17 protein-coding genes are annotated in these 13,877 nt (G+C 30.6%); 6 read left to right on the forward strand and 11 right to left on the reverse strand.

Annotated features, from left to right (window positions below; genetic code table 11):
• Positions 1-6: 6 nt before the first annotated feature.
• From ACFPTQ_RS11165 to ACFPTQ_RS11185, 5 genes are all read right to left on the reverse strand, one after another.
• Positions 7-1,470: a magnesium chelatase gene (locus ACFPTQ_RS11165; protein WP_379777566.1), complete on the reverse strand. Its 1,464-nt coding sequence runs from the start codon at positions 1,468-1,470 to the stop codon at positions 7-9.
• 86 nt (positions 1,471-1,556) lie between these two features.
• On the reverse strand, positions 1,557-2,675 hold the full coding sequence (locus ACFPTQ_RS11170) for a vWA domain-containing protein (RefSeq protein WP_379777568.1): 1,119 nt from the start codon (positions 2,673-2,675) through the stop codon (positions 1,557-1,559).
• Between the two features lie 123 nt (positions 2,676-2,798).
• Positions 2,799-3,176: a YchJ family protein gene (locus ACFPTQ_RS11175; RefSeq protein WP_379777570.1), complete on the reverse strand. Its 378-nt coding sequence runs from the start codon at positions 3,174-3,176 to the stop codon at positions 2,799-2,801.
• A gap of 10 nt (positions 3,177-3,186) precedes the next feature.
• Complete coding sequence (locus ACFPTQ_RS11180) at positions 3,187-3,417, reverse strand: hypothetical protein (protein ID WP_379777572.1); 231 nt, start codon at positions 3,415-3,417, stop codon at positions 3,187-3,189.
• Positions 3,418-3,422: 5 nt separating this feature from the next.
• On the reverse strand, positions 3,423-3,572 hold the full coding sequence (locus ACFPTQ_RS11185; protein ID WP_278035772.1) for a hypothetical protein: 150 nt from the start codon (positions 3,570-3,572) through the stop codon (positions 3,423-3,425).
• Between the two features lie 485 nt (positions 3,573-4,057).
• On the opposite strand from ACFPTQ_RS11185, the gene ACFPTQ_RS11190 reads away from it, so the two are divergent.
• Both ACFPTQ_RS11190 and ACFPTQ_RS11195 read left to right on the forward strand, forming a co-directional pair.
• Complete coding sequence (locus ACFPTQ_RS11190) at positions 4,058-6,268, forward strand: PAS domain S-box protein (RefSeq protein ID WP_379777574.1); 2,211 nt, start codon at positions 4,058-4,060, stop codon at positions 6,266-6,268.
• The gene (locus ACFPTQ_RS11195; protein ID WP_379777576.1) at positions 6,265-6,657 is read left to right on the forward strand and encodes a response regulator; all 393 of its coding nucleotides are present in this window, start codon (positions 6,265-6,267) and stop codon (positions 6,655-6,657) included. The genes ACFPTQ_RS11190 and ACFPTQ_RS11195 overlap by 4 nt, the downstream gene beginning before the upstream one ends.
• Here ACFPTQ_RS11195 and ACFPTQ_RS11200 read toward each other — a convergent pair.
• A complete protein-coding gene (locus ACFPTQ_RS11200) occupies positions 6,654-7,214 on the reverse strand; it encodes a hypothetical protein (RefSeq protein WP_379777578.1) in 561 nt (186 codons plus the stop codon). The two genes, ACFPTQ_RS11195 and ACFPTQ_RS11200, sit on opposite strands and share 4 nt — an antisense overlap.
• Before the next feature lie 83 nt (positions 7,215-7,297).
• On the opposite strand from ACFPTQ_RS11200, the gene ACFPTQ_RS11205 reads away from it, so the two are divergent.
• Both ACFPTQ_RS11205 and ACFPTQ_RS11210 read left to right on the forward strand, forming a co-directional pair.
• Positions 7,298-7,543, forward strand: coding sequence for a hypothetical protein (locus ACFPTQ_RS11205; RefSeq protein WP_278035777.1), 246 nt, complete (start codon positions 7,298-7,300; stop codon positions 7,541-7,543).
• Between the two features lie 164 nt (positions 7,544-7,707).
• Positions 7,708-8,148 carry a KTSC domain-containing protein gene (locus tag ACFPTQ_RS11210; protein ID WP_278035778.1) on the forward strand — a complete coding sequence of 147 codons (441 nt, stop codon included), beginning with the start codon at positions 7,708-7,710 and terminating at the stop codon, positions 8,146-8,148.
• A gap of 69 nt (positions 8,149-8,217) precedes the next feature.
• Here ACFPTQ_RS11210 and ACFPTQ_RS11215 read toward each other — a convergent pair whose 3' ends face one another.
• The gene (locus tag ACFPTQ_RS11215; RefSeq protein WP_379777580.1) at positions 8,218-8,910 is read right to left on the reverse strand and encodes an SIMPL domain-containing protein; all 693 of its coding nucleotides are present in this window, start codon (positions 8,908-8,910) and stop codon (positions 8,218-8,220) included.
• Between the two features lie 47 nt (positions 8,911-8,957).
• Positions 8,958-9,596, reverse strand: coding sequence for a rhomboid family intramembrane serine protease (locus ACFPTQ_RS11220; RefSeq protein ID WP_278035780.1), 639 nt, complete (start codon positions 9,594-9,596; stop codon positions 8,958-8,960).
• 117 nt (positions 9,597-9,713) lie between these two features.
• On the opposite strand from ACFPTQ_RS11220, the gene ACFPTQ_RS11225 reads away from it, so the two are divergent.
• Positions 9,714-10,586, forward strand: coding sequence for a lysophospholipid acyltransferase family protein (locus ACFPTQ_RS11225; protein ID WP_379777582.1), 873 nt, complete (start codon positions 9,714-9,716; stop codon positions 10,584-10,586).
• 74 nt (positions 10,587-10,660) lie between these two features.
• Here the strand turns inward: ACFPTQ_RS11225 and ACFPTQ_RS11230 are convergent, their stop codons facing one another.
• The 3 genes from ACFPTQ_RS11230 to ACFPTQ_RS11240 all read right to left on the reverse strand — a co-directional run bounded on the left by ACFPTQ_RS11230 (position 10,661) and on the right by ACFPTQ_RS11240 (position 13,102).
• Positions 10,661-11,239 (reverse strand): porin family protein, encoded by a 579-nt coding sequence (locus tag ACFPTQ_RS11230; protein ID WP_278035782.1) that lies wholly within the window; start codon positions 11,237-11,239, stop codon positions 10,661-10,663.
• 18 nt (positions 11,240-11,257) lie between these two features.
• Positions 11,258-12,004, reverse strand: a complete 747-nt coding sequence (locus ACFPTQ_RS11235) for a membrane metalloprotease (protein WP_379777584.1) — start codon at positions 12,002-12,004, stop codon at positions 11,258-11,260.
• A gap of 66 nt (positions 12,005-12,070) precedes the next feature.
• Entirely contained in the window at positions 12,071-13,102 is a 1,032-nt protein-coding gene (locus tag ACFPTQ_RS11240; RefSeq protein ID WP_379777586.1) for a hypothetical protein, read from the reverse strand.
• 231 nt (positions 13,103-13,333) lie between these two features.
• Here ACFPTQ_RS11240 and ACFPTQ_RS11245 point away from each other — a divergent pair, with 231 nt between their 5' ends.
• Positions 13,334-13,849, forward strand: coding sequence for an RNA polymerase sigma factor (locus ACFPTQ_RS11245; RefSeq protein WP_278035785.1), 516 nt, complete (start codon positions 13,334-13,336; stop codon positions 13,847-13,849).
• Positions 13,850-13,877: the final 28 nt, after the last annotated feature.

Genomic DNA, 13,877 nt, shown 5'->3' on the forward strand with positions numbered 1-13,877 from the left:
ATAAATTTACAATTTACTTATATAACTTCCGTAAATATCTTTAAATAGATAGCCTTCTGAAATTCTATCTTTACTCAATTTTCGAAATTCAACTAATCCCCAAAGTACAAACTCTTTCATGAAAAGTTTACCTTCTTTTGCCAAATCAGGCTGGTATTCTTTCAATAAAATTTCCAACGGAACAATCGCTCCCAAAATGCGTTGATATTCTTCATCAGAACAATCATCCAATAATTCAAAACCGCTTTCCGCAAAAAACCATTCGATTAAATCTGAATAAGCATTTTTTTCATTCGGTTTTTCTAATTTTTCAATTTTTGGAAAATACAACGGAAATAAAGTTCGAACTGCTGCTGCAATCAAATGTTCTGCAACCACAGCTGCTCCTTCTTGCTCCCCTTCATAAACCAACTCCACTTTTCCAGTAATAGCTGGAATAACCCCCATGAAATCGGATAAACGTACCGAAGTTTTATCAACCCCAGCTTTGAGCGCTCTACGTTCGGCAGTACTCATTAAATTCTCATAAGCCGTAATACTCATACGAGCACTCACTCCACTTTTATGATCGATATATTCACTCGTTCTGGCTTCAAAACCTATTTGTTCCAATAAATCTTTAGCCAAAGAAGGAATATAAACACTTTCGGATTGTTTAGTATCTAATTTTGCTTCTTGTTCTGTAATTGTTCTCGCAATAGCAATTGTTTCTGGATAATGAGTTAAAATTTGAGAACCAATACGGTCTTTTAGTGGTGTTACGATACTTCCTCTGTTGGTATAATCTTCCGGATTTGCAGTAAAAACAAATTGCATATCCAAAGGCATTCGCACCTTAAAGCCACGAATTTGAATATCTCCTTCTTGCAAAATATTAAATAAAGCGACCTGAATGCGCGCTTGTAAATCCGGTAATTCATTAATTACAAAAATACAACGGTTAGCACGAGGAATCATCCCAAAATGAATTACTCGATCATCTGCGTAAGACAATTTCAAATTAGCTGCTTTAATAGGATCTACATCACCTATCAAATCAGCAACAGTTACATCTGGAGTCGCTAATTTTTCATAAAAACGTTCACTACGATGCAACCAAGAAATGGGAGTATCATCACCTTTAGCGGCGATAGTATCTTTAGCGAAACGAGAAATTGGCAGCAATGGATCGTCATTTATTTCAGAGCCAGTCACATAAGGAATATACTCATCCAACAATCCTACCATCAATCTAGCCATTCTGGTTTTGGCCTGACCACGAAGACCCAACAAATTTATATTGTGACGAGATAAAATAGCACGTTCTAACTCAGGTATTACTGTGTTTTCAAAACCATGAATACCATCAAATGTTGCCTCCCCTAATTTAATTTTTTCTCTTAGGTTATCCCTTAATTCGTCTTTAATGCTTTTTGACTGATAACCTGAAGCCTTTAATTCTCCTACTGTTTTTATCTTTTCTATTTTCATACTTTTATTTTTAACCGCAAAGTCCGCAATGCTTTACGCAAAGTTTTTAAAGTCTACTATCTAAATTCTGCTTTCTGGCTTTTAATTTACTTAATTCGTTTTTTCCGATTGGTTTCATAATCTTCAAAAATCATTTCTCCCAAACCTTTTAAACCTGTATAAAATGCTTTCCCCTGATTGGCTTCGGTAAACTTATTTACAAATTTTTGCAAATAGGGATCGCTTGCAATCATAAAAGTAGTGATGGGAATATGTAGTTTTCTGGCTTGTTGCGCCTGAGTATAACATTTATCTACAATGTATTCATCTAAACCATTACTATTCATGTAATACGAACCATCGCGCTCTCTTACACAACTTGGTTTACCATCGGTAATCATAAAAATTTGTTTGTTTGTATTGCGTTTTCTTCGCAACATGTCCATCGCTAATTGCAAACCTGCAACTGTGTTAGTATGATAAGGACCAACTTTTAAATACGGTAAATCTTTAATGGCAATTGGCCAAGCATCATTTCCAAAAACCAAAATGTCTAAGGTATCTTTCGGATAACGAGTAGTTATCAATTCAGCTAAAGCCATAGCTACTTTTTTGGCAGGGGTAATTCGGTCTTCTCCGTACAAAATCATACTGTGACTAATATCAATCATTAGAACAGTACTCATTTGTGCTTTGAATTGAGAATCTTCGACAATCAAATCATTTTCTGTCAACATAAAATGCTCAATACCATTATTGATTTGCGCATTTCGCAGGCTCTCTGTCAATGAAATTCGCTCTAAACTGTCTCCAAAATGAAATTCGCGAAACTCTCCTGTATGCTCATCACCATTACCTGAGAATTTAGTTTTATGATTACCATTTCCAGAACGTTTTAATTTTCCAAAAATCTGATCTAAAGCTTGTTGCCGGATGGCTCTTTCGGTTTTAGCTGTAATACCGATTCCAGAAGTTCCATCATCGTTTAGCTCTTCTTTGATGTAGCCCTTTTTCTTTAGATCTTCAATAAAATCATCAATGGTGTAGTTTTCGTCGGTAAGTTTGTATTCCTTATCCAATTCGCGTAGCCAACTAATCGCCTCATCAAAATCTCCTGAAGTATAGGTTATTAATTCTTTGAAAATATCAAATAATTTATCAAATGGAGATTGATTTGGCGCCTGATATTGCTTGAAATAGAATCCTTTTTTAATGCTTTTTTCCATAATCTTTAAAATTACATCATTTTAAAGAGCACATCAAACAAACAGATATTAATTTTTAGTTAAAAGAAATTCAATTAAAAAGGAAGTCAATTTCGACTGGTAAAAACAAAAATTAAAAAAATATCATTCATAATATTCCCCATCAACATAATACCAAATTCCGTTTTCCTGAACAAAAGTGGAAAATTCATGATGAATATGTTGCTTTTTATTTGAATCCAAATAATACGCTTTGAATTCGACTGTAGTGGCTGTTACTTTTAGAATTTCTAATTTTTGCCACTGATTAGAAGTTGCCCAAAGTAAAATATCTGATTTTGAATGTAAGTTTCTTTGAGAAACATGAGTAGTTTCAATAAGATAATCTGCTTGATGGGTAGCATAAGCGCTGTATCGAGAACGCATTAAGGCTTCTGCAGAAGTCGCTCTTTTTTCACCCTTAATAAAAGGAGCGCAACAATCTTGAAAAGCTTTTTCAGAATTACAATAACATAAATTCATCTTTCACTTTTTAAATATGCCCATTAAGAGCCACTATTTTTTGATGCAATTGATTCAATAAAACCTGGTATTTACTAATTTCTACTAAATCTTCATCTTCATCACTAGTGTCTAATAAATCATCTAACAACTCACTCACATCAACCAATTTATTATTAGCATCTTTAGCGTTTTTAGCAGCAATTAAATCTATTATTTCTTGAACATCCGCTTTTAAAGAAGCGTATTTATCGTTTTCCATTGTTATTAATTTTCTTCGTTCTTATTTTCATTAAACTTCTTGACAATTTCTTTCAGCTTTTCTTTTCTAAGTATTTCGGCTTGTTTCGCCTTTGCTTGAGCCTTATGAAGCTTGTCATTGTGTTTTTTTATATTCTTTTCATTATTTCTTCCCATAATTTTATCCTATTACCAACAATAGTATATTTATTTTATAACTATTCTATGTTTTAAACAACATGCAAAGTTCATCAATTTAAAATTGAATTTTCAATTAAATTATAAAAATAAAAGAAAAAAGATTAAAGAATTTGCGCAAAAAAAACAATTTTAATTATATTTACTTAAAAAATTCTATTTTATAATTCATATAAAACATAAAGAAATAATGTTATTTTGCTAACTTTTTTGAAGGTCTAATACTTAAAACTTGAACTTTACGTTTTATTCAATTTATTATAAAATTTCATATTAAAAAATAAAAATAACGGTAAAAATTAGATTATTCCAGTAAAATGAAAAGATTATCATTAACAAAAATAAAATGGCTAACTATAAAACCAAAACTAACAGGGGTTTTAGTTTGTCTATTTTTTTTCATTATCTTTTCTCTAATCATCATCCAACAATATCAAATATCAAAAAAAACTAAAAATGATACTATGTATGCTAAATTACAAAGTATACATAAAAGTATAGAAGAGTCTTTAGAAAATAATTATGTAGATGCTTTGATGCTTGCACTTTGCATTAACGACGAAGGAAAACCAGAAAATTTTGAAGCTATTGGACAACAAATACTGGCTTCTGATCCTAATATTGATGCGGTTCAATTAGTTCCAAACGGAATTATTAAATACACCTATCCCCAAAAAGGAAATGAAGCGGCTACAGGCATTAATATTTTAAAAAATAAAAAATACCGTTACGAAGCACTAAAAGCTATCCAAACTAGAAAAATGTATTTTGCTGGACCATTCGAACTGAAGCAGGGCGGTTTAGGAATTTTAGGAAGAATTGCTATTTATAAAAACAACAAATTTTGGGGTTTCTCAGCTATTCTTATTCGCTTACAAACGTTATTTGACAATCCTGTCATAAAAAAATTAGATAATTCTAAATATACTTTTGAATTTTCAAAAATCAATCCAATTACTCAAAAAGAAACTTTTTTTACAGATACAAAACAAAATAAAAAAATAGATATAAAAAACGCTATTACTTCCTATATTGACGCTGGGGATTGGAAACTTTATCTCATAGATAACAAACCAAATGAGTTTGTTTTGCCATTTGCAACACATACTATTTTAGCTTTGTTTTTATCCATATTAATAGGTTATTTAACTACTTCATTTTTTAAAAAACCAGCTGAACTAGAAATTTTACTTCAAGAACAAACAGATAAACTTTTAAAAAATGAAATAAAATTTAAAAGTATATTTGACCATGCCGCACTTGGAATTACCTACGTAGATACTTTAACTGGAAAATTTTCAGAAGTAAATAAAAAATTCTGCGAAATGACAGGCTACACTAATGATGAATTAAAAAATTTAGATCTTTCTAAACTAACTCATCCAGATGATATTAACCTATCTTTAGAGTATTTAGAGAAACTAATCAAAGGAAAAATAAAAGAATACACCATTGAAAAACGATATATAAGTAAACTTGGAAAAACAATCTGGGTCAATATAACGGTTTCATCGCTTTGGAAAGAAGGAGAAACACCTACAAACCACATCGTTGTTATTGAAGATATTACTAAAAGAAAAAAAACAGATCGAATCATCAATGAATCTCAAATCAGAATTGAATCTCTAATCAACACCGTTGATGGAATCGTTTGGGAATGTGATGCTAAAACACTAAACTTTAATTTTATCAGTAAAAAAGTAGAAAGTATTTTAGGTTATACTTCTGAAGAATGGATTAACACCCCTAATTTTTGGCCTAACCACATTTATCATAAAGATCGTGAAACAGCCTTAAACTTTTGCATGTCAAAAACCGCTGCAAAATTAAATCATGATTTTGAGTATCGTATGGTTGCAAAAGATGGAAGAATTATTTGGCTTAGAGATATTGTTAATGTCATCGTTCTTAATGACGAAGCTGTAAGTTTGCGAGGGATTATGATTGACATTACAAAAAACAAGGAAATTGAAAAGGATTTAAACAATTCATTCAATTTAGTTAGTGAACAAAATAAAAGATTGTTGAATTTTTCATACATAGTATCACATAATTTAAGATCACACACGAGTAATATATCTTCAATCGTTGATTTGATTGAAACCTCCGATTCAGAAGAAGAAAAAGAAGAGATGGTTCAGTTGTTAAAATCAGTTTCCGATTCTTTAAACGAAACAATGCTGAACTTAAATGAAATTGTTAATATTCAAACCAATGTTGATATTGTAACTGAAAAAGTAAACTTAAAGCAATATATTGATAATACCTTAACCGTTTTGTCTGACCAAATTCAATTAAAAGGTGTAAAAATAATTTCAAATATCGATAAAGAAGTAGAATTCATTTACAATCCTGCCTATTTAGAAAGCATCTTGTATAATTTAATTTCGAATGCCATCAGATACAGTCATCACGAAAGACATCCTATCATTCAAATTGACAGTTATGTAGAAGGTAAAAATACGGTTCTAAAAATTTCTGATAATGGAATTGGGATAGACCTTGACAAAAATGGTCATAAAATTTTTGGAATGTATAAAAAATTCAGCACCCACAAAGATTCTAAAGGAATTGGTTTATTCATTACAAAAAATCAAATTGATGCTATGGGAGGAAATATAACTGTAGAGAGCGAACCCAATTTAGGAACAACTTTTAAAGTATTTATAGCATGATTGGAAAAAAAATTTGGATCATAGATGATGACCCTATCTACCAAATCATCATGAAAAAAGTTGTAATCAAATCTGATTTGTTTACAAATATTCAATCCTATAACAATGGAAAAGAAGCTATTGAATCATTAAAAAAAAATATAAGTAGCAATGAACCATTTCCCGATATCATACTCTTAGATATCGAAATGCCTGTACTGGATGGTTGGGGATTTATGGATGAAATTGCGCATTTAAAAGAACAAATTAACTCAAAACTCAACATCTATATTTCAAGCTCCTCAATTGCAATTGAAGATAGAGAAAGGGCAAAAAACAATCCTAATATTTTAGGTTATATGTGCAAACCAATTAGTCTAGAAGATTTAAAAAAAATCACAACTACTTAATTAGAAAGTTTTTCAGCAACCTCTCGTTTAATACAATCTAAACTTTTATTGCTATTAATTAATTCTTCAATAATTAAAGATCGTAAAAGTATAATATCGTCACATTCAAAATGATTTGCCCAAGAAGTAAGTTCTATAATATTTCGAACTTGCTTAATTCTTTTAGTAGTTTCTTGACTGGTTCTTAACAGCTTTTTTTGATTATAGTTAGGATTTAATTTATGCTGATAACTAACTGTATTTTTCACATAATCCATCTCTAGATAGTATAATTTATCTGTGTTATTGTCCGGATAAAAACAATCCCATTTTGCAAATCCTATTTTAATTTTACTAGCCGTTTCAGGTTCCATAGAAATCAATCGCCACTTGCTATTGGCTAATCGTCCCCAATGATTTGAAACACGATACATGCCTTCCTTTGAATAATAATAACTACTCCCCGATTTACTTTCAAATTGTTTTTTCAATCCATTAATTGCCTCCGGAAGTACTTCATCAAAAATACAGAAGGTATTTTTAAATGAATTGGGATGTGGTTTATAATCTTTTTGCATAATTGCAAATATACTTAGATTGCTTAAAACAGCCTAAAGCCAAGATTAAATGATTAACTTTGCCTAAATTTTAAAAAAATAGCATGACTAAATCTTCAGAAGAAAAAATGTTGCAAAAAGGAATATTTACAGGAGTTATTGAACAAGATGAAAACAACAACTTTTTTTGTGGAGAATACCTACTCGATTATAAAATGGTTCAGACCAAATTTAGCATTGGTGATTGGATTACTATAAAATCGGTTATAGAAAACCCAAGTGATATTAGTTTCAAAAAGTATCCTAAAAAGTCTAAAAACTTCGATAAAGCAAATAACAAACCAGAATAATAAATACTGATAATCTGCATTTTAACTGCTAAAAAACTTTTTTTTGTTTTTTTTTAATCATAAAGTAAAAACTTAAAAAAAAGTGTACCTTTGCAAAAAAATTGTCGATATGGAAAGTAAACACAATTGCTTTCTAACTAATAGACAAGTAGTTACCTAAATTTATGAAAAAAATAGTTGAATACCGTAAGCTTTTAAATGTTGATAAAACTGTACAGCTAAAAGAATTGAAAACCATTTATCGTAATGCGATGAAAGAATCACATCCAGATAAATTTCAAGGAGACGAAGCTGGTTTGAAAGCTGCTGAAGAGAATAGTAAAAAAATCATTGAAGCTTACCACTTTTTAGTAAGTATCAATCCTGAAACTATCAAAGCTAATTTACCTGAATATCAAGAAACAATTGCTACAGCTACAGTTACTGATTACAAGTTTGAAGAAGCAAGATTAATTGTAAATTTCTCTAACGGTAGTGTTTATGAATACATTAGTGTTCCTAAAGCAACTTACATCAAAATGGTAAATGCTGACTCTCCAGCAAGATTTGCAAAAAGACATATTTTTAACGCATTTCCATACAGAAAAGTTACTAATCAAGATTAATTAAATTAATCTTACACCAATAAAAAAGCCAGTAAAAATTAATTTACTGGCTTTTTACTTTGTATAGGTTTACTCTAATATAAAATTAACACTCACATTAGAAATTATAGTAATTTCTCCAGCAGCTAATGTTTCTCTTGGGGCTGCATCGCTTTCCATAGCTCCCATTGTTTTAAATCGAGCATAAACAGGTTGTGGATTATAACTTTGTGTATTATCTGTAATAGACATTGCTTTCCCTACTTTTTGTCCTAAAACTGAAACATAATCTTCAGCTTTATGCTTAGCTTCTTTCATGGCTAATTTTCTAGCTTCTGATTCATATTGTGCTAGTTTAGACGACTGAAATACTACATTATCAATTCGATTTACGCCCTGATTTACCAAACCTTCCATTAATTCATCGTATTTATTTAAATCTCTAACTGTGATTTCAATGGTTTGAGTCGCATTGTAAGTCGTTTTCTTTTTTTCATAATCGTATTGCGGATTTAGATTTACACGTTGTGTTCTAAAATCAGTTGGGACAAAATTCATTTTTTTAATAAGCTTTAAAACCGCTTCAATTTTAGCATCATTTTCCTTTTTAACCTCTTTGGCTACGTTTCCTCTGGTCTCAACTGAAACCGTAATTAAGGCTTCATCAGGAATAACTTTTACTTTTCCTTCACCTGAAACTGCTATTTGAGGAATTTGTTTTATTTCTTGTCCATAAGACAAAGTCATAAACATAACTGCTAGTAATACTATTGTTCTTTTCATTTTAATATCTTTTTAAATTTTCTAAATGATAGTCAAAAGTTGTGCCACTAAAGCTTCTTTAATTTTATTAAAATAAAAAGAATTACAATAGGAATGGCTAACAAACTGACCATCAAAGGATGTAAAACAATTAAATTTGGATAAAATAATAAGGTAATCAAATAGCCACCTATAGCTCCTCCAAAATGAGCCGTATGTCCTATTCCATCATTCTTTGCACGCATTCCATAAATCGAATATAATAAATACAAAATTCCAAATACATAAGCTGGCATTGGAATGATAAAAAAGATACCTAACATCATATCTGGCTCTAATAAAATCGCCGAATACAAAACACCCGTAACTGCTCCAGAAGCTCCAATTGCTCTATAATTGTATTCGTTTTTATGAATAGCCAATGTAAGCAAACTTCCAAAAATTAAACTCGAGAAATAGATAATCACAAACATCAAATTGCCTAAATAAGCACTTACTACTGGAGCAAAAAAGTAAAGCGTTATCATATTAAAGATCAAATGACCTAAATCGGCATGGAGGAATCCTGAAGTTAACATTCGGAGTTGTTCACCTGATCGAATACTTCCTACGTGAAATTCATATTTTCTAAAAAAAGAATAGTCATTAAAACCTTTGTAACTAAAGAGGACATTGGCTAGTATTATGGCAATCAAAAATGTATTCATATTAAATTTTTATTAGTAGGGTAAATATAAGAATTACTATAATCACAAGGTCGAACAAGATACACATTATTATGGTTATTCATTTTTAACTTATATTTGCTGCATAAAAATATCGGCATGCAATTTTTAGCTTTTATATTCGCTTACCCATTTCTTTGGTTCATATCCATATTACCCTTCAGAATTTTTTATTTGATTTCTGACCTTATTTATTTAGTGGTTTATTATGTGATAGGTTATCGTAAAAAAACGGTAAAAGAAAATCTGAAAATGGCTTTCCCAAATCTTACCGATAAAGAGCGATTGCAAATTGAAAAGAAGTTTTACCATCATTTTTGTGATTTATTTATGGAAATGGTCAAAACAATGACCATTTCACCCGAAGAAATGCAGAAAAGATTTAAAATTACTAATCTTGAACTTTTAGAAGAATTTGAAGCTAAAAACCGTAGTATAATGGTTTTAGCTTCACATTATGCAAGTTGGGAATGGTTAATTGCTATAAATCTTAAATCATCTTATCAAGGTGTAGGAGTGTATAAAGAAATTGCTAATCGTTATTTTGACAAACTCGTCAAAGACATACGCTCTGAATACAAAACAGAATTAGTATCTACTGTCAAAACCATACCTTTAATGGCTAATAATCAACGAAAAGGTATCTTGTCTTTGTACGGAATGGTTAGTGACCAATCTCCTAAAACTGCACAAATTGCACATTGGGAAAGTTTCATGGGTATTGAAACTCCAGTACACATTGGTCCTGAATTATTATCAAAAAAATACAATCTAAATGTAGTTTTTGCCAAAGTAAGAAAAGTAAAAAGAGGCTATTATGAAGCTACTTTAATCCCAATAACAGACGAACCTAAATCACTTCCTAATTACGAAATCATTCACCGCTATATCAAGGAAGTAGAAAAACAAATTTACGAAGCTCCTGAATATTATTTCTGGACTCACAAAAGATGGAAACATAAAAAATCATAAAAGAAAAAAGCTTAGTCTAGAAAGATATTTCGACTAAGCTTTTTTTATATGATAGAATGATAGATTGTGGGGGCTTACATATCAAATCCTAAAGAAAACATCCAAACTCTATTTTGAGCTTTTTGTTCATCATATAAATCACCTAAACCAAGATGGTATCGCACCCCTAAACTAATTCCTGAGTCGGTTTTAATTCCAGCACCAAAGTTCATCCCCCAATCAAAACTATCTGGTTGAAACTCTTCAGTACTACTAAATATTCCGTCGTAAACCTCTTTATGAGTAATTGCTACACCTATTTGTGGCCCTACTTCTAAGAAAAAGTTTTGAGAAGGATAGGCTTTAAACATTAATGGCAAATTGATATAATTTAATTTTTGGGTGAACTTGCCTGAACTATTAGTAATTTCATATCCTTGTTGTGAAAATAACAACTCGGGTTGGATAGAGAAACTATCATTTAAAAATGATTCGCCATATACTCCAACATGGAAACCATTACGTTTGTCAGTCTCACCATCGCCATCAAAACTTACCGAAGACAAATTATAGCCGCCTTTTATACCTACGTGCGACTGTTGAGATCCAAACTCCTGAGCTTTTGTAGTTGCTATTAAACCGAATAACAAGCCTATTATATATACTTTTTTCATTTTTTTTAAAATTTACAATTATTTACCTCCATTGGCGCGAAGATCCGCAATACAGTCTCCATCTAGTTGTGGAATAGTACCTCCAAGTAAATTACTCCCTGACTCTGCTTCCCAATACATTAAACAATTTGAGTTAATGCAATGTCTTTTATGATTTGAATCTTCGTGATCCGATTGCAAAGCTGTACCTACATTAGTCAAACCTAAAATATGACCAAATTCGTGTTGTATCACAGTTGATTCTAAAACGGTTGTACTTGGTTTATTAATTCCTGTACTCAACTTTCTTATCGTATTTTCATAAATCACAAAAGAAGTATTTCGATAAGCCGTTCCTAAAACAACTGAAGTGTTGGTATCTTTTGAGGATTTTGCATCTGCAAAAAATGCCCAAACTGCTATTTGACTACCTTCATTGTAGTATACTCTATTAGCATCCTCAATTGCTATAACTTGTGCATCTGTATAACTTTCATTACCAGGAGAAGCAATTGCTCTTTTGTTAACTGTAATTCCTCCGGACTTATACACACGACTATTCAAAAACGAAAGAAAATTATTGATTGAAGCAGCTGTGGGCTCATACCCTTGAACATATACAATCTCTACAACCATGCTATCAAATTTATCTTCTGATAATAAATCATGTGCTGAACTGCCTAAAGCTTTTTTATTATTAGCCTTAGCATTGGAATTATTCTCGTTAGAAGAACAAGAAGTCAGCAACAGGAAAGCGATGATGGCTGTAGCAAAAATTTTCTTCATTGTCGTTGTTTTTGTTTTTTCTATATGAAAATAGAAATATTAAATGAATTTGGGTCTAAATAACTCTTAGATTTGTTTTAATACTAAAGTTATAGCGCTGTTTGTTTTACTTTGTAAAGTAATCGTAGAAGTTGTAAAACTAGTTACTTTCCAATCTTTGTTTAACAAACTAAAGCTAGTACTTCCTGAATAAGCAAAGTTTACGTACACATCAACATCAGAAGTTATGGAATAAGTTCCCGACGCAAAAGTAGTTAATGCATTCATAGATTTAATTTTCCAATCATTAGCAAAATCAATCGTATAATTAACATAATTATTAGCTGATTCAACACCTGCGTTGATAAATGAATTCACTTTGAAAGTTCCATTAACTAAAATAGCCTCTAATTTTTCTTTGTTATCTTCAGCTACTTCCATTTTTGATTTAATATCTAAAGCAGCATTAATTGCAGCCTTAAATTCGGCTTCAGAGTTGATTACTTGACTTGTACTACCTGAAAGCGTAACAGTTATTGGGTACTGTATTGAAAAAAGTTCTGTTGAAGTCATATTCTTCATATACAAATACAATTCTTGTTCTGATTTGATTACCACACTTCCTGTTTGCTGCAAAGTAGAATCAAAAGATAACATTGTAATTGGGAATTTAATGTTTATAGACGAAATCGCATCTTCACTTTCATCTTCAACTTCACTACAATCATCATTAATTGCATCATATTCTGATTGACTATTAACAGTAACTACTGTATAATCACTCATTTTAATTTTAACAGGAAATTGTAATTCCACCGCATCATCATCAATTGCCCCTATAATTGATAATGCGGTCTCCAAACTAGTTTGACTTGAGATACTAACTTGAACACCTTTAATTTTAACATTATATGGAAAAACAAGAGAGGAGCATGAGGAATCATCTAAAAAATCATCAGACGAACCATCAAACATGGATACTCTTTTAAGATTAGTAGCTGCTGTAGAGTTTGCAGTATTTGGGTTATCCCCTTGTACTTCTTCAATTTCGCTTTGGCATGACGTTAAACTAAAAATACTCATCAAAGCAATTCCTGTAATCGATTTTAATGTTTTCATAATTTACAAATTTAATGTTTTTTAATTGTTAACAATGACGAATTATTCGCATTTCTGATAGTAAGACAACCAACAAGAATTCTACCCCACCCCAAAAATTAAAAAAAATTAAAAAAAATCATAAAATACTGTTTTTCAATATTTTAAAATTATAAAAAAATGTCACTTTATTAAAATGAGTTAGGAATAAAAAAAATAATCTAATTTTACAGTATAAAAACAATCCTGAGAATGTCTGAGAAAAAAAATAGCCTTTGTGAAGAATCCTATTTTAGTCAATTTTATATGGAGACGATTCAATCGGCAACTAATTTTGCCTATTACAAATCGGGAGATAGTGATTCTGCTTTGGATTTAGTTCAAGAAGCCTTTGCTAAAATTTGGGAAAACTGTTCTCAAATAGATTATACTAAAGTAAAGACCTATCTATTTACAACTGTCAATAATTTATTTCTTAATTCGATCAAACATCAAAAAGTAGTTATGGCTTACGCCAAAGACACTCCTACTCTAGATAGAACGAATCAAAGTCCTGAATACTTATTAGAGGAAGAAGAATTCAAAACAAAATTACAAAATGCGCTGAGTTCTTTAAGTGATGCTCAAAGAGAAGTATTTTTAATGAACAGAGTAGATGGAAAAAAATACCGAGAAATTGCCGAAATTTTAGGAATAACACAAAAAGCTGTTGAAAAAAGAATGTCGGCCGCTCTAAAAACATTAAAAGAACAAATAGAAAATATTTAATTCATTGAATAGTAGGGTAAAATACCTT

Source organism: Flavobacterium sp. GCM10022190 (assembly GCF_042656445.1).
GTDB lineage: Bacteria > Bacteroidota > Bacteroidia > Flavobacteriales > Flavobacteriaceae > Flavobacterium > Flavobacterium nitratireducens.